The following is a 15665-nucleotide window of genomic DNA, read 5'->3' as shown; positions in this document are numbered from 1 at the left end:
TTCAATCTAGGCTCGATAGACCGGCAGGGTAAAGAAAAAAGAGCTGCCCGCCCCAGAGGCCGAGTCAACCCAAATTTGACCGTAGTGAGCGCGCACAATTCGTTGGCAGAGAGCCAGCCCTAGCCCGTAGCCATCCTGAGTAACGTCACGCTGGAGGCGGTAGCTTTCCTCAAAAATTTTGTCGCGGTTTTCGGGCGGAATTCCAGGACCGGTATCTACCACAGCCACCTGTACCTTTTGGGTGGTGCGATGTAGCGCAATAATCGAGACCTGTCCCCCCTGAGGCGTGTATTTAATGGCGTTGTCAAGCAGGTTGGTGACTACGCGCTTGACCTGAGCACCGTCGGCATAGACCGTGGGCAGATCTTGAGGAATTTCGGTGGTTAAACTTTGCTGCTTTTCCTGAAGCCGGTTTTGAAAAGCATCCACCACCTCCATACACAGTGCAGGCAGGTTGAGCTCCTGAGGCACAATTTGAAGCTCCATAGAGGCCCCCCGAGCCGCCTTAAGAATATCGGTAATCATCCGATTGATGGCTCGAATTTGAGTCTTGGCGTGTTTTAGCAGCTGGCCTGTGAGCTCAGGGCTCAAAGTGATGTTGCGGGTTTGATTAGGGGCGTAGCCCAACTCCAGGGTTTCAACCGCAATGGAGGCGGCAGTGAGGGGATTGCGCAGGTCGTGGGCCATCATGGCGATGATGCGATCTTTGAAGCGCAGCTGGGCCTCTAGTTCTTCACGGGTCTGGTTGAGCCGAAAAATCTCATCGGAGAGTTTTATGAGTTCGGCAGAGGTGGTCAAGAGATCGGCTTGCTGTGCCAAGGGGTCGGCTGGTAGGGCTGTTTCGGCCTCCACTCCCAGCGAATTGAGGGTATCGAGATGCTCTTGCTGCCACTTAGGCCACCAGCGTTCTAGCTGATTGATAATGTCGCTACCAGCCAGCATCTGCTGGGGTGCTGGGGAAATTTTGATCAGCGCAGGGCTGGCGACCAGCTTGTAGTGCTCGGCGAGGTAGGGCTGTTCACCGATGTCAACCACATCGAGGTTGAACTCAAAATGAGTCTCTAGGGTTTTCAGATACTGCTTAATCTGGCGCATTTGCCGAGCCAGGCTGGGCCGCTTGTCAATAAATAACAGCAGTTTGAGGGGCACTCGAATGTCATCAAAGGAAGTGGAGGAACCCTCCATTGCTGTCTCCTGCAAGTCTGAAAACCGGTTTCTACCTACGATTTTACCCTGACTCTCAAGTCTCTACAGCCTAACTGAGGACCTCTACCAATTCTGACCAGTTGCCAAGCTGGCCCATCGGCAGATGTTTAATTGAGGAATTGGCCCGAAACTATACCCAGTGGCAAGACAAGTTGTGTGTAGCGCGATCGCTCCTCGGCGAATGGCGAAACTCATAGCTAAATTGGACCAATTGCAAACAAATGACCACCACTAACAAGAGTTGTTACGGTTCGCCGTTAGGGTGAAAATCTGGTTGCTGAGGTCTACTACATTGAGTTCAAGTCACAGAACCCGAAAGGGGCATGGAGCGGCGCATTGAAGCTTTGAGCTAAAGCGAGAACTGAGTTTTCTCAATGATCGATTAGCTATTTATAAAGATTAAACAAAAGGGGGCAATAAAATGGGTATCAAAACGTTTCAATCCACCCTATTTTCTTCCCTGGTAAACCGAGTTGCAGGCCAGGGCCGGAGTTGCGATCGCCGCTCTTTATCCTACGTGTTGTTAGGTGCAGCTACTGTTGCGGCATTAGGTACTGCCGCTCAAGCTCAAACTGTAGATAGTCACATCTCCCCCGAGGCACTAGCGGTTGCTCAGACGGCTGCAGAGCCCGTGGGCGAGCGCTATCTATTTGGCCAAGTTCCCGAGCCTGATCAAATTGGTCAAGGCTATGTGGTGCTAGAGCGCACGGGCAATCGCGTTTATGGCGCGCTGTACTACCCCAGCTCGTCCTTCGACTGCTTTGAAGGTCAGGTACAGGGTACTGAGATCGCCATGACTGTCATTAACAGCTACGACCAAGCCGACACCTACCCCTACAGCCTTGCCATGGTTGGAGATTCAGCGGTAGCGTCTAGCAATGCCTCTGGTGAGCTAGTTCCCTTTGGTCTCGATGGTTTCCACGCCATTGGCGACCTGAGCGAAAACGACCACCGCATGATCGAAATGTGCAGTGGGGTTGTCAGCTCAGCTCAGTAACTGCGAGCTAGGTTGAAGTTGTCCAAAGTTGGTTCAGCCGTTACCCAGTTAACTGTTGAAAGGGGAGCGCTAGTTTATGCTTAAAGCTCCCCTATTATCGTTGTAGGTCGCGTGAACGCAGCAGAACAGGCCAGCAGCATTGAGTTTGCCAGCAAAATTGCCGCCGTAGTGGGTCTCTTCAAGACCGAGTTTCCCGATCTGCGAGCCGACCTTAAGCCCTGGGCCAATGACCCTGACACCCGTGACCTAGTCGACCCTGACTCCATCGATGTGGGGTTCCATTTTCCTGGGGTGAGTCGGTTGTTTCAGTGCCGCAGTTTGCTGGTGCAGATTCGCTTACACAGCGATTTTGAAAATGATGCCAACCAAAACCTGTCGCCCCAGGAAAAATGCCGGGTGATTGGTCTTGACCTTGCCGGGTTTGACCACCGCGGCAAGCGCTGGAGCCTATCTACTATCGACAACTGGGCATTTTCGGGCGAGGTTACTCCCGATCCCACCTGTCGCGAACGGCTAAGGCGTTGCTGTCGGCAGGTGTTTGCCTTGTTTAACGCTTCTCCAACTACTTCTGAGCCAGACTGCTTCTAGAGCATCGCTAGTTCTGAGTCTTTAGGAGATTGATGGGGCAATCGCAGCTCAACTCAAGCGGCATAGCCTGTACAGGCCGTGACGTATACCTGAGTCCATCGTTTACCAATGGGTCTTCAGCCCTTGCAACCGCATCACCTCCTGTAGCGATCCTATAGAACCGCTAGGGATCACGTCAGCTGGGTCATTGACGGGTGCGCCAGGTGACACCAACCAGCCTGCGGTGACCCCGGCGGCGGCTCCCACCTGCCACTCGCCGTAATGGATGCGGGTTGAGGCGCTAGCGATATGGGTGGCCGCCAGGGCCTTACCGCCCATCAGCAAATTGTCGACCCCTTGGGGAATTAAACTTTCTAACGGAAGCTGCACAGGCTTGACTCGAGGTTCCTGGGCCGGAGCAGCAACGGCTTCTCCTGAGGGCAGCCAGTTGCGGTAGCGGCAGCCGTGGATATCGATTGCATAGTGAGTTAACCCAACAGTGGTAGGGCTAAAGTCGCGCTGACCGGGGAAACCGTAGCGCAGATCGTTTTCGCGAATCATAAACTCATCTTGGCCATAGGCGGCGCGGCCCACAATCCGCCGCCCCTCGCGAAAGTAGGGCACCATGCTGAGGCCCGACAGCGTGCCCATAGGGCCATCAGCCCCGTAGAGGTAGGCTAGAGGATAGCTGGGGCCAGACTGGGTTTCAAGCAGCCAGCGAGCAAACATCAGCGCGTTCTCTTCGCCAAATTTCAGCGCTGACGATGATAGGCCTCCCATCCAGTTCTGGTGCTGGCCAGCGGCCTCCAGCTCAGCGGCTTTGAGCAGTAGCGGTGGATCCATCCAGTTCCAGTCATTGCCCTGGTTCCAGTTGATCATAGAAATATCGCCAGCGACGGGAGAGCCGACGTAGGGGTTGCCCCGGTTTTGGCTGACGATGCGCCGGTAATGAAAGACGCTCTTGCCCGCAAAAAACGGAAATCCCTCCAAATTAAACGAGGCTTGGTGCTCATGGATGCCGTAGGTGGGCTGAAGCCGTGCCAGAGCGGCCAGACTGTCGCCCCCATCATTGTGAATGCCGAGAGCAAAAGGGTAGGTAAAGGCCTGGGTACAGTCAGGGTTGTCAAAGGCGGCGGCGTTGGGTTCCCCTGTGGTTGCCTTTGATTCGGACCCCACGCGATAGGGCACCTTAGCCCAGGCCACCAGTTCGCCAGTGTCGGTGGCGTCAATCACAATCATTGACTGGCCGGGAGGCGGCTGTAGCTTGACGGGCACTCGCTCAAACTCGGCGGTGGGCGACCAGCTGTACCAGTCTGCCAGCTCTGCCGACAGTCGCCCCATAGGCCGATAGCTAGGGTCTTTAGGAATGCGCCGTACTCCGTATACTGCGGTGATGCGGCGGCCCGTGGCGTCAAACTCAGCCCCCTTGAACGCTGTCATCGCAGCCCAGCGGCTCGCTGGGGCGCCGGGGTTAGTGTCGGCTAAAAACTGTTCGGCGGCTTTGGCCCCAGCCTGGGGCGGAAAGCACAGGGTGCCCACCCAACAGCTGTTGATGTCGGCCACCGATCGCGGGCTACCGCCTGGGCTCCAGGCTGGTAAGTTGACCACCTGCTGCTTAATAATCTGTCGGAACCGCTGCCAGCTGGGCGACAGATTGTTAGCCTGGCGCATGCGCAGCGACTCATCAAGGGCAGAGACACCCTGGGAGCTAATCTGTCCCCCCAACCAAGGGGCAACTTCGATTAGGCAGGTAGTGGCACCGCTGGCCATAGCGTGGCCAGCGGCGGCGACTCCACCGAGGGAACCGCCCACCACCACCACCTGACATTCCCAAACCTCTTTGAATTGGGGCATCGGATCGATGCGCGGGCGACCGTTGAACACAATGGGCTGCGGTATGCCCTGCAGCCGCAGGGCAGGGGTAATGTCGCCCCCAGCCCCCGGTGCTGGAGTGGGCGACCAGCGCGATGCGGTAAGCCCGGCGATCGCCCCCGCCCCAAACATAAGAGCGGCCAGCCCTGGCAAATGCCGCCACCGTCGCCAGATTCGCCGCTGAGTTTGCCTGCGATCGCCCTTCACACCTAAATCCTGGTTAACGCTGCCAAGGTTTTAGCACACCTTTCCCACCAGCGATCGCCCTTGGCATGCTCTGTTACAGGCAATCCAGACCAGGATGAACCTGATACAGTAGCCACAGATCCGCTACGTTCTGCCCTATGATCCCCGATTCGCCCTTTGTCTCCAACTCTGCTGACGGTGCCAGCTCTGCTTCAGCCTACGGATGGACGGGAACCGCCGAAGACACTGGGGCGCTGCTGTCGGTAGACGCGGTGCAAAAGTACCTCAACCGATCGCGGGCTTCGGTATACCGCTACGCCAACACCGATTCCGCAACTCTCAACCCCCCCTACGACAAAGCTAAGCTCAATCCTGAGGTGCGCCGCGACAAAGACGATCCCCTCGAGTTTCGCCCCCAGGAAGTGCGCCGCTTCGCTGAAGAAGTGCTGGGCCTGCACCCCACCATTCAAGTGCAGCCTCCGGAGGAGACGTTGACCCATGACCTAATGCGGCAGATGTTGCAGGAACTGCGAGCGATTCGGCTGCTGTTGGAGGAGCGGGGGAGTGGGGAGTAAGGGGTTAGTTCAGCTAAACCTTTGAATTTAATGCTCAATATTTAGGATTTATGTAAATTGGCGTTGTCTAAAAACTTAAAGTCATAACCAAATGCTCAAGTTTTCTGTTCCTATCTATGAAATCTATATAAAAAGTAGGACGCTCTCCCCAATCTGGACCCCTCTTCAAAAACGTTACATTGTTGACTCAAACCCTCTAACCTCCTGGCCTTCGTCCTCCTTACCTCCCCTACCCTCCTCATCCCCCCATCCCTCTCTCTACCCTCAGAGGGATATCCGTAATTTCCCTCAACCGTCGGGAATGCTAGATTCAGAATTGGTTTAAACCTGTGGGCTTGGTTTGGCCAAAGGTTAAGCCTTTGGAGTGATCAATGTCATGGATCGATTGCTATAACCTTGCATATAGTTTCGATGGAACCGTTTTCCACTTCGAGATCGTCGATACTCTCATCCAAGATGAGTACACGCCGGTGGTAGTCTCAACCGAGTCTACCTACGAGGGTTGGATATATGGGACGGTCTGAGCTTTCTAGGCCTTGGCCTCGACCTCAGATTTGTATCCCTTGTTGAATTCTGTTATTTCACTGTATGGATTCTGTCAGTCAACCGGATACCCCTGCGGGGGAACCTCCTAGTCCTTCATCTAACGTGTTGGGCGTTTTAATTGCGGTACTAACCCTAACTCTGCCACTGTTTGTAGTCGCCCATTTTTCAGCGGCGACGGCAGAACTAGAACAGCCCCCGACCTTCTCGGTACCAGCCTCAGCGGGGCGCTAGGGCAATGCCCAGAGCATAGTTAGGACGCACTGTTGGGGCGTTCACGCAGGGGAGTCGCTCCCGTTAAAGCCGCTGATTTGTTTGGGGTCGGTAGGCTAAACCATGCGGAAAAGGGGCCACTGCCCCGTAAAATACTATGTCGGAAGGGCATTTGCGGAAGCCTGGCGACCGTACTTAGCAGTGCGCTGGGGAGGCTTGAGCCTTCTTCTGTCCTGTACATTCAGCTTTTTATTGATTGGAGTAGTGTTGTGGACCTATCTCGTATTCCAGCTCAGCCTGAGCCTGGATTGATCAACGTGCTGGTGGAGATTACCGGCGGCAGCAAAAACAAGTACGAGTTTGATAAAGACTTAAACGCGTTTATTCTCGACCGGGTATTATTTTCGTCGGTGAAATATCCCTACGACTACGGCTTTGTGCCCAATACCCTAGCTGACGATGGCGACCCCCTCGACGGCATGGTGCTGATGGATGAGCCCACTTTCCCCGGCTGTGTGATAGCAGCGCGGCCCATCGGCATGCTGGAGATGATTGACGGCGGCGATCGCGACGAGAAAATTCTCTGCGTGCCCGCTGCCGATCCCCGCTACACCAGCGTCAAATCGCTGGACGATGTGGCTCCCCACCGCCTCGACGAAATCGCTGAATTCTTCCGCTCCTACAAAAATCTGGAGAAGAAGGTGACCGAAATTCTCGGCTGGCAGAATGTCGATAAGGTGTCTGCTCTGGTAGAGCAGTGTATCGCGGCGGCGAAGTAACCCTCCGACCCGCCTAGAGTACCAATTACACAAAAGAGGGATGCTTCGTCGACGAAGCATCCCTCTTTAATTAGGAAAACCCTTTGGAGGCCTAACCCCGCCGCGCGAGGCTAGGCACTTCAGACCTAGTAGAGTTCTTCTTCTTGGTGGGTCAAGATGGTGCAGTCGGAGGTGGGGTAGGCAACGCAGGTCAACACGTACCCAGCGCCAATCTGGTCATCATCCAGGAAGGACTGATCAGATTGATCAACGGTGCCAGCGGTGATTTTGCCAGCACAGGTGGAGCAAGCTCCAGCCCGGCAGGAGTAGGGCAGGTCTAGACCCTGCTCTTCAGCAGCGTCAAGAATGTAAGTATCGTCATCGACGTCGATGGTTTGGTTGAGCCCTTCAGCCTCGTTAATCAACGTAACCTTGTAGGTTGCCATGGTGCTATCCTCTCGTCAAATACAGATTGCAGATCGATCTTTAGGCTACAGAACACCCTTCGGATAAGGTTTCCAGGATTTGCTCTGAGCAGACCTAACACAACTTTGATACTACGGGAAAACCTGAAGCCTGTCTTGCCTTTTTCGCCCCTGGTTGAACGGGATTCGTAATCAAACCGATAAGTAATGGGTTGATTTGCTTATACCCTGTTAGGATCCCAAACGTCAGACAGTGGCGATCGCCCGATCAAACGCGCATAGCTTTTCTAATAACTGTTCACAAAAAGTAGGGCAGCCCAACGCTCGGGCCACCCCAGCAGCGAAATCAAACAGCAGCTCAGTGACACCGATGCCCTTAGCCAAAGAAGTAGTCTGTCAAGTTAAAGACGACTGGTCAGTCGAGGTTCAAGGTGCAAGGTTTAGGGTTTAAGGTGCATGACCTGCCCTAAACCCTGAACCTTAGACCCTAAACCCAACTCGTCAAAACCCGTCAAAATCCTCTTTGCTACGACCTAAGACTTGCGGCTATTTTCAGACATTTGCAGATTGAACTCGGCCTGGGTCAGCAGGGCTGCCACTTGACAGGCCACATCGGGCGACACGGCCGGCTGACTCTCGGTAACAAAGTCGAGGTAGCCATTGAAGGTGCGCATAATGATTTGCTTATTTTGCAGCATGGTTAATCTCCTTAAAGTGAGCCGCCTACAAACGGGTGCTGCCCCATGATAAAAGCTGCCTAACCCGAGGAGCTAATGTCGTTATACTGAATCGGTTTGCTGAGCAAGGGTGAGCTGCATTCATGGTCGATTTACTGTTGTTTTGGCACCGCCGCGATCTGCGCCTAGGGGACAATGTGGGACTGGCAGCGGCCCGCGATCGCACCCCCCAGGTGGTCGGTGTATTCTGCCTAGATCCCGGCATTCTCGACAACGGTGATGTCGCCCCGGCGCGGGTAGCCTACATGATTGGCTGTCTAGAGCGGTTGCGGGATAGCTACGCCCAAGCAGGCGGCCAGCTGCTCATTCTTCAGGGCGATCCCCGCCAACAGATTCCGGCTCTAGCCAAAGCGCTAGCAGTCGATGCCGTTCACTGGAACCGTGATGTAGAGCCCTACTCACGCCAGCGCGATACGGCGGTTGTCGAGGCTCTCAAAGAAGCCGGCATTGAGTTTCGCACCACCTTTTGGGATCAGCTGCTGCACGAGCCTGGAGACATTCAAACTGGGGCAGGCGAACCCTACACGGTTTATACCCCCTTCTGGCGCAACTGGGTGAAGCGCTCTAAGGCAGCGCCCCTGCCGGCACCGGAGGGGCTGCAACCTCTCAGTGCCGAGCAAGTAGATGCCGCCAAAAAAGCGGGCTGTATCGACCTGCCTAGCGCCGCAGATTTAGGCTTTACCTGGGAAAATGGCTTTCCCGTTGAACCGGGGGAGCAGGGTGCCCTGGAGCGGCTTGAGGAGTTTTGCGATGGCAGCCGCGCTATTGACGACTATGACGAGCAGCGCAACTTTCCTTTTGTAAATGGCACCTCGCGGCTCAGCGCGGCGCTGAAGTTTGGGGCCGTGGGCATTCGCACAGTGTGGGCCGCCACCGAGGCCGCCTACCAACAAAGTCGCAGCGATGAAACCCGTAGCGGCGTGCAAACCTGGCAGCAGGAGCTAGCCTGGCGCGAGTTTTACCAGCACGTGATGTATTTTTTCCCGGAGCTGGCCAAGGGCCCCTACCGAGCCCAGTTGAAGGACTTTCCCTGGGTGAACGATGAAGAGCAGTTTGCCGCCTGGTGTGAGGGGCGCACCGGCTATCCAATTGTCGATGCCGCTATGCGCCAGCTCAACGAAATGGGCTGGATGCACAACCGCTGCCGTATGATTGTGGCCAGCTTTCTCACCAAAGACCTGATTGTCAATTGGCAGTGGGGCGAGAAATACTTTATGCAGCATTTGGTGGACGGTGACCTGTCGTCCAACAACGGCGGCTGGCAGTGGAGCGCCTCTAGCGGCATGGATCCCAAACCGCTGCGAATTTTTAACCCCGCCAGCCAGGCCCAAAAGTTTGATGCCGAAGCCGAGTACATTCGCCAATGGGTGCCGGAGCTCAGGTCGCTAGATACGGGGGCACTAGTGATGGGAAAGATTGCGGAGCGCGATCGCGGCGACTACCCTGCCCCCATCGTCGATCACAAAATTCAGCAGGCGCTGTTTAAAGATAAGTACAAAGCTCAGAGGGCTTAACACGTGACCAAGTTGATTGTGACAGGAGCCACATAGGTTCAGGGTTTAAGGTGTATGGTTCACGACCTACCTTGAACCGTACACCTTAAACCTTCGCTGATCTGTCATCTTGGCTTAGCAGACTCATAACCGCAGACGCTTTAACCGCTGAGCGGGCCTAACGTCGCCGTCGCGGTCGCACAATGCTAAACAGCAGCCACAGCCCAAAGAAACTAGCCGCCGCAAACAAGATAATGCTCAAGATCTGCCCCTGGGATGTCTGCTGCCCCGTGGACACGATCGCCGCCCCAATGATCAGCGCTGCCACTACGGTGCTAAAGGAATGGCGGTTAGAAGATTCATCCAGGCTGCGGCGCAGGTCGTCTACACCCTGAATGCTGAGGCTAAACTTGAGCTGCTCTGAACTGAGGCGATCGAGCAAAAAGCCTAGCTGGCGCGGCGAACTCAGTGACAGGTTACGAAACTCTAGCCCCGTGCGCAGCAGCGCCAGCAAGGGGTCATCCCCCACCATTTGCTGGCGAAACAGATCGGCCATCAGCGGGCGCACCTCCTCGAGCAGGTTGACGCCGGGATTGAACTGCCGGACCGCTCCCTCTAGGTTAGCGAGGGATTTGGTGAACAACCCCACGTTGGCGGGCCAGCGCAGGTTGTTGCGAATGCCCGCCGCCAAGATTTCGCCAAAAATTTCGGCGGTGTTGATCTGCTCTAGGCTGAGCCCGTAATAGCGGCCTAGCAGACGGGTATAGTCGCTCTCTAGGCGAGCCAGGTTGACGGGTTTGAGGGGTTCGGCCAGCTGTAGGGTGAGTTGGCAGCAGCGTTGGGCGTCGCAGTTAACAATCGCCAGCACCATCTCGGTTATGGTGTTACGGGTACGGGGATCCAAATGGCCCATCATGCCGCAGTCGAGCAGGGCTAGGCGACCATCTTCCAAGTAAAAAATGTTGCCAGGGTGGGGATCGGCGTGGAAAAACCCGTCCACAAAATACTGTTTGAAGAAGGCTCGAAACAGCAGCGTGGTAGCGGCCGATCGCAGACCAACGGCATCGCTGTGGGCATCTTCGGCCAGCAAATCGGCCTTGAGCAGAGGGGTGCCCTCCAGCCACTCCATGGTCATAATTTTTGTGTTGGTCAGATCCCAGTAGATCTGTGGCACGATCAGCTGGTTGGCGTCGTACCAGGCGCTTTTAGACAGGTTGCGGCGCAGCTGGTCAGTGTAGCCCGCCTCCGTGGTGAAGTCGAGTTCAGCATTGATGGCATCGGCAAACTCTTCAGCTAAATCGACTACGTTGTAGCGCTGGCCAAACTGGGTAGCCGACACCAGCCGGGCAACGTCGCGAATTAGGGTCATATCGCGCTCGACCTGGCGCTCGATGCCGGGGCGCTGCACCTTCACAGCGACCTGCCGACCATCTTTGAGCAGCGCCTTGTGGGTTTGGGCAATGGAACCGGCGGCGATCGCTTGATAGTCCAGCCGTTCAAACAGCTCCTCGGGAGGCTTGCCCAGGTGCTGGCGAATGTAAGCTTCGATCTCCTTAGGGTCTACCGGCGGTACGGTGGTTTGTAGGCTGCTGAGCTCCTCAATGTAGGCCGGGGGCATGAGGTCGGGGCGGGTGCTCAACAACTGCCCTAGCTTGACGTAGACCGGCCCCAGGTCAGTGAGAATGTTGCGCAGCACCGCGGGGGGCGGAATCTCGGGCTCATCGGCTTTGCCTCCCACCAATAGCTGCCGCATGTAGTCCCAGCCGTTGCCGAGCACCACTTCAATAATTTCTTTTTGCCGAGCCAGACGAGACGATGAAACCATTGGGGGCAGGGGTAGGTTTTGCTCGATGCTAGCGCACCTAGGTAAGGCGTTGGCTGCGTGTGGTGCGCCAGATGACTATTGATAAACCAGCGGCGGGGCCAGATTCACCCGATGCTATGATGCTTGGGCGTTGTCGGTTCCGGTGGGGATCAGCCACTGGAGGCAAGGGGGAAAGTGCAGTGCAAGTCTGCCGCTGTCCCGCAGCTGTAAAGCTGTTTTGGTGTTGAGGGGGTATTCGCCCAACACCAAGACGCTGAGCCAGAATGCCCGCCGATCGCAGGTCTGTTTTCCACTGTTCTTTCTTCGTCTGCGAGGTACGGATGAATTATCGCTTTACTGCTTTGGAATCAATTAAGACTGGTTTTTCGCAGAAGCGGATAGGTCGTAGCATCGGGGGCGCGATCGCCGCCCTGCTGCTGCCCCTGCCCAGCCTGGCCCACCATCCGCTCGGGGGCCGAGTGCCCGCTAACTTTGCTGAGGGGTTTTTGTCGGGACTGGCTCACCCCATTATTGGCCTCGACCATGTGGCCTTTGTGGTTGCTGTGGGCCTACTGGCAGCCGTTAGCACCTGGGGAATCGTCATTCCTGCTGCCTTTGTGCTGGCGGCTATGGTTGGCACAGGGCTGCACCTGGCAGAGCTAACGTTACCGGCAGTGGAGTTTGTGATTGCTGGCTCAGTGCTTGGGTTTGGGGTGCTGCTTGCGCTACGCAACCGTCCTCAAAGTAGCGCCATCACAGGCTTGGCAGTGCTAGCTGGGCTGTTCCATGGGTTTGCCTACGGCGAGGCCATTTTTGGTGCAGAATCCATGCCGTTGGTGGCCTATCTCGCTGGGTTTACAGCAGTGCAGATGGGGCTTGCGATCGCTGCCTTTTTGGTCGGGCGACAGCTCACCCAACGGTCTACAACTCTTTTCGTACAGCGGGCCGGTCTAGTGATCTGCGGTATTGGAGCCACGTTTCTTGCCACCGCGCTCCTCAACGGTTTGCTGCCCACCTAGGATCGTGAGGCGGGAGTTGGCACAACGCCGTTGAGCGTCTGTCATTCCCAAATCCTGCCAAATTCCCTTTCTTAGGCTGAGCCTGTTGCGAAATAGGCACAAGAGCTAGGTCTAACTTCTCGGTCTGGCGGTATGCTTAATCCGTTTGGTTGAGCCAGCGGTGCATTCCCTATGACCCTATCTCCAACTTGGGCCGCGGCCCTGTTCATGCCCGCAACGGTTGGGCTGCTATACCAGGCATTGCAGCCCCATCCCTGGCCCTATCGCCTGCTGGCTCTGTCGCTGATGTTGATGAGTCTAGAGCAGGCCCATATGGCTCGGGTAGACCTGCGCCATGGAGATATAGTGGGCCAGCGATCGCGCGATCCGCGCCTGGGCCACTTTAGTCGTGTGGTCATGCTGACAATAGCTGGTCAAGTGGCAGGCTTCTCCATAGCCGCCCTGGGCCATCTCGGTTGGGGGATGGGGCTAATCTTGGTCAGCCTGCTGGGGTTTAACCTGGCAGCCTCCATTCGCTTAGAGCCTGCTAGCCCGAAACCGATTCAGCCCGCAGGCTGGCGATCGCGTCTTGATGTGCTTGGGTTAGATGCGATCGCCCTCGTCCTAGCCCTGGTGTGGATTGCCCAGCGGGTCCAAGGTTGGGTAGCTGGAGGCTTGTTTGCCATTACCGTGCTCTACGGCGGCAGCAAACTAGTGGCCTACGTCACCGCCGCCCTGCACTCAGGTTCAGCGGTCCATGTCTCCCACGCCGCTCAAGAGCATCCACAGACCTCCCAGCAAAATTAGCAGCGCTAGCCCGCCCATCGCTCCGTCCAGCCAAGGGGTTGCGGCCATTAAATATCTCCTTCTCCCTCAAACAGCGTCTCCAGAGGCATAGCCTCTAGGTTTAACGATTCTTGCAGATAGCGCGACACCACGTCTGACTGACCGTGGGTGACGTACACCGTTTTGGCTCCTGTATCCTTCACCGTTTGTATCAGCCCTGGCCAGTCGGCGTGGTCAGAGAGCACGAAACCGCGCTCGTAGCCCCGTCGCCGTCGCGCTCCCCGCACCGCCATCCACCCCGAAGCAAAGGCCGTTTGGGGATGCTTAAACCGCTTCATCCAGCTAGAGCGATGGCCCGAAGGCGGCGCCAGCACCAGCTCGCCCGTGAAGCTGTGGGTACGGGGCATCTCTGAGGTACAGATGGTAGGCACCATGGCCACGCCCTGCTCGCGGTAAATCTCAGTCAGCACGTGGATTGCACCGTGGACGTAGACGGGGCGATCGGTGAGCTGGGTCAATTCACTCAACACCCGCTGGGCCTTACCAAAGGCATAGCAAAACAAAATTGATGGCCGCTCAGGATCGCCTTGCCACCAGTCATAGATCTGGCGTGTGGTTTCAGCGCCACTCTCCCACCGGTAGATCGGCAAGCCAAAGGTGGCCTCAGTGATGAACGTGTCGCAGGGCACCACCTCAAAAGGGGCGCAGGATGGGTCGGCACCGCGCTTGTAGTCGCCCGACACAACCCAGACTTCGTCCTGATGCTCAACGCGAATCTGAGCCGAGCCCAACACATGCCCCGCCGAGTGAAACGACACCCAAGTTTCGCCCAGCTTAATCGGTGCTCCATAGGCAACTCCCTGGAGCTGAATGTCTTCCCCCAGCCGCCGGCGCAAAATACCCTCTGATTGAGCCGTGGCAATATACTGAGCCGAGCCCGATCGCGCATGATCACTGTGGGCATGGGTAATCAGCGCTGTCTCAACCCCGCGCCAGGGGTCGATATAGAAACCGCCTTTTTCGCAGTAGAGCCCCTCAGGGCGCACGGTAATCAATGTCATTGGTTAAAGAAATTGGCAGGATAGGGGTTGACAGGTTGGCTAGGGTTCAGGTGCACGACTTGCCTTAAACCCTGAACCCTAGACCGCTAGAGCTTGTTACAACAGCTTCAGTAGATCGCAAAGTTCCTGTTAGCCCTCTCCCCCAGCTCCTCTCCTCTCTGGGAGAGGGAATCCGGACCTTTCAAAGTTCCTCTCCCAACCTGGGAGAGGGATTTAGGGAGAGGGCTAGATCTCGTCAGAAAGGATTGTTTTCGATCTACCGAGCCTGGTTGAGTATTAATCCTTTTTCTCGAGGCGAAATAGCAGCACTACGATCCCAATCACCCCAAGCTGCACCCCCAGGTTGGGCAGAGCATTGCCCACATCGCGCCCGGCCAACAGCTGGGTAAAAAAGACAAACGCCCCGATCGCTCCAGAGGCCCCTACAGCGACATAGACAAACTTACGCAAGCTTTTGTAGGGCGCTTGAGCTTCGGCCTTGAGCCGGGCATATTTCTCAGGGCTCATGCCCGGAGGGGGCTTATCCGGCAGTTGGTCGGGGCGGCTATATTCAGGGCGCATCAATCGGGCCTTAATCAGGAGAGCATACTGTCATCCTACAAGGCATTCCCTGCGCAGTGACGGCTGAGTCAGCCGCCCTGCGCCTCGACAGTCACCTTAGAAGTTGCTCCCCCCAATTGGCTTCTGGTGGGTCGCGCTACCGGAAATTGCAGGCTACCCCAGCCCACAGATTGGTAATGGTGCCGGTGGGTTCGGGTGAGGTGAGTAGCCCAAAGAGATTCCCTGCCGAAAACTCGACCCCGAGAGAACTGTCCATCACCTCGACGGTGTAAGCCTCTTCTAGCTCCTGGCGGGTGGAGCCAATGCCAATGCCTGAGACGGTGGTCAGGGCGGTGTCATCGTCACCAGACTGCATAGCCCAGCCCACAAAGGTATCGTCAGCAGCATTTAACGCCAAACCATTAGACCATCTAGCGATCGTCAGCGGGCCAGAGGGACACTCGCTGTTCTCGCCGACTTCCTCAGGTTCGCCCAAAATCTGGGTCACAGCATCTAGCGTAACGGCCATGTCACTGTCAAAGGCCAGGGGGGTGGTCGAGCCCGTTTGCAAATCTATCACCTGTAGCCCTTCATCTGTCAGCGTCAGGCCAACTTCCTCAGACTGAGGCGTTTCGGTAGAGGTTTCGGCAGGGGTTTCTACGTCAGGGGGAGTTGGGGCTGGAGCGGTAGTCTCACTAGTGCAAGCAGTGGCGGCAATAAGTAACGACAGCCCCAGCAGCGCAAGGGTTTGAGAAAAATGATTTTTTTTAGGCATAGCTCTAAGAATTTTGGGTTATGACTGGGAAATAGAGCTTAGGCAGAGGGGTCTGCGCAGAAGTTAGCTGCTGTCTACCCATTGAACAAGCTGCGTTGGGCGCTTAGACCCCACGCAACCTCAGGATAC

Annotated in this window: 16 protein-coding genes and 1 riboswitch; of the genes, 8 read left to right on the top strand and 8 right to left on the bottom strand. The window is 56.2% G+C overall.

Annotation, left to right across the window (positions count from 1 at the left end; all coding sequences use genetic code 11):
* Positions 1 to 6 precede the first annotated feature (6 nt).
* Positions 7 to 1185, bottom strand: coding sequence for a histidine kinase (locus NC979_RS11110; protein ID WP_190520621.1), 1179 nt, complete (start codon positions 1183 to 1185; stop codon positions 7 to 9).
* 442 nt (positions 1186 to 1627) lie between these two features.
* Between NC979_RS11110 and NC979_RS11105 the strand changes: the two genes are divergently transcribed.
* Together NC979_RS11105 and NC979_RS11100 are read left to right on the top strand one after the other, a co-directional pair.
* Positions 1628 to 2203 carry a hypothetical protein gene (locus NC979_RS11105; protein WP_190520619.1) on the top strand — a complete coding sequence of 192 codons (576 nt, stop codon included), beginning with the start codon at positions 1628 to 1630 and terminating at the stop codon, positions 2201 to 2203.
* Positions 2204 to 2314: 111 nt separating this feature from the next.
* Entirely contained in the window at positions 2315 to 2791 is a 477-nt protein-coding gene (locus NC979_RS11100; protein ID WP_190520617.1) for a hypothetical protein, read from the top strand.
* 102 nt (positions 2792 to 2893) lie between these two features.
* Here NC979_RS11100 and NC979_RS11095 read toward each other — a convergent pair whose 3' ends face one another.
* The gene (locus NC979_RS11095; protein ID WP_190520615.1) at positions 2894 to 4849 is read right to left on the bottom strand and encodes an FAD-dependent oxidoreductase; all 1956 of its coding nucleotides are present in this window, start codon (positions 4847 to 4849) and stop codon (positions 2894 to 2896) included.
* Positions 4850 to 4986: 137 nt separating this feature from the next.
* Between NC979_RS11095 and NC979_RS11090 the strand changes: the two genes are divergently transcribed.
* From NC979_RS11090 to NC979_RS11080, 3 genes are all read left to right on the top strand, one after another.
* Positions 4987 to 5403 carry a resolvase gene (locus NC979_RS11090; RefSeq protein WP_242021595.1) on the top strand — a complete coding sequence of 139 codons (417 nt, stop codon included), beginning with the start codon at positions 4987 to 4989 and terminating at the stop codon, positions 5401 to 5403.
* A gap of 588 nt (positions 5404 to 5991) precedes the next feature.
* Positions 5992 to 6180: a TLTLP motif-containing protein gene (locus tag NC979_RS11085; RefSeq protein ID WP_190520614.1), complete on the top strand. Its 189-nt coding sequence runs from the start codon at positions 5992 to 5994 to the stop codon at positions 6178 to 6180.
* 248 nt (positions 6181 to 6428) lie between these two features.
* Positions 6429 to 6938 carry an inorganic diphosphatase gene (locus NC979_RS11080; protein WP_190520611.1) on the top strand — a complete coding sequence of 170 codons (510 nt, stop codon included), beginning with the start codon at positions 6429 to 6431 and terminating at the stop codon, positions 6936 to 6938.
* A 125-nt stretch (positions 6939 to 7063) separates the two neighbouring features.
* Here the strand turns inward: NC979_RS11080 and NC979_RS11075 are convergent, their stop codons facing one another.
* Both NC979_RS11075 and NC979_RS11070 read right to left on the bottom strand, forming a co-directional pair.
* Positions 7064 to 7363, bottom strand: a complete 300-nt coding sequence (locus tag NC979_RS11075) for a ferredoxin (RefSeq protein ID WP_035992149.1) — start codon at positions 7361 to 7363, stop codon at positions 7064 to 7066.
* A gap of 512 nt (positions 7364 to 7875) precedes the next feature.
* Complete coding sequence (locus NC979_RS11070) at positions 7876 to 8040, bottom strand: hypothetical protein (protein ID WP_190520610.1); 165 nt, start codon at positions 8038 to 8040, stop codon at positions 7876 to 7878.
* 122 nt (positions 8041 to 8162) lie between these two features.
* Between NC979_RS11070 and NC979_RS11065 the strand changes: the two genes are divergently transcribed.
* On the top strand, positions 8163 to 9593 hold the full coding sequence (locus NC979_RS11065) for an FAD-binding domain-containing protein (RefSeq protein ID WP_190520608.1): 1431 nt from the start codon (positions 8163 to 8165) through the stop codon (positions 9591 to 9593).
* Positions 9594 to 9750: 157 nt separating this feature from the next.
* Here the strand turns inward: NC979_RS11065 and NC979_RS11060 are convergent, their stop codons facing one another.
* On the bottom strand, positions 9751 to 11397 hold the full coding sequence (locus NC979_RS11060) for an ABC1 kinase family protein (protein WP_190520606.1): 1647 nt from the start codon (positions 11395 to 11397) through the stop codon (positions 9751 to 9753).
* A 117-nt stretch (positions 11398 to 11514) separates the two neighbouring features.
* Positions 11515 to 11686, top strand: a riboswitch (cobalamin riboswitch).
* Positions 11687 to 11738: 52 nt separating this feature from the next.
* Here NC979_RS11060 and NC979_RS11055 point away from each other — a divergent pair.
* Both NC979_RS11055 and NC979_RS11050 read left to right on the top strand, forming a co-directional pair.
* On the top strand, positions 11739 to 12395 hold the full coding sequence (locus tag NC979_RS11055; RefSeq protein WP_242024068.1) for a HupE/UreJ family protein: 657 nt from the start codon (positions 11739 to 11741) through the stop codon (positions 12393 to 12395).
* 171 nt (positions 12396 to 12566) lie between these two features.
* Positions 12567 to 13181, top strand: a complete 615-nt coding sequence (locus NC979_RS11050) for a hypothetical protein (protein ID WP_190520602.1) — start codon at positions 12567 to 12569, stop codon at positions 13179 to 13181.
* Between the two features lie 47 nt (positions 13182 to 13228).
* Here NC979_RS11050 and NC979_RS11045 read toward each other — a convergent pair whose 3' ends face one another.
* From NC979_RS11045 to NC979_RS11035, 3 genes are all read right to left on the bottom strand, one after another.
* Positions 13229 to 14221 carry a ligase-associated DNA damage response exonuclease gene (locus tag NC979_RS11045; RefSeq protein ID WP_190520600.1) on the bottom strand — a complete coding sequence of 331 codons (993 nt, stop codon included), beginning with the start codon at positions 14219 to 14221 and terminating at the stop codon, positions 13229 to 13231.
* A 276-nt stretch (positions 14222 to 14497) separates the two neighbouring features.
* Complete coding sequence (locus NC979_RS11040) at positions 14498 to 14782, bottom strand: DUF3493 domain-containing protein (RefSeq protein WP_190520598.1); 285 nt, start codon at positions 14780 to 14782, stop codon at positions 14498 to 14500.
* A 136-nt stretch (positions 14783 to 14918) separates the two neighbouring features.
* Complete coding sequence (locus NC979_RS11035; RefSeq protein ID WP_190520596.1) at positions 14919 to 15536, bottom strand: hypothetical protein; 618 nt, start codon at positions 15534 to 15536, stop codon at positions 14919 to 14921.
* Positions 15537 to 15665 lie beyond the last annotated feature (129 nt).

It is taken from the genome of Leptolyngbya subtilissima AS-A7 (assembly GCF_039962255.1).
Taxonomy (GTDB): domain Bacteria; phylum Cyanobacteriota; class Cyanobacteriia; order Phormidesmidales; family Phormidesmidaceae; genus Nodosilinea.
This window is presented reverse-complemented; position numbering and strand designations above follow the sequence as displayed.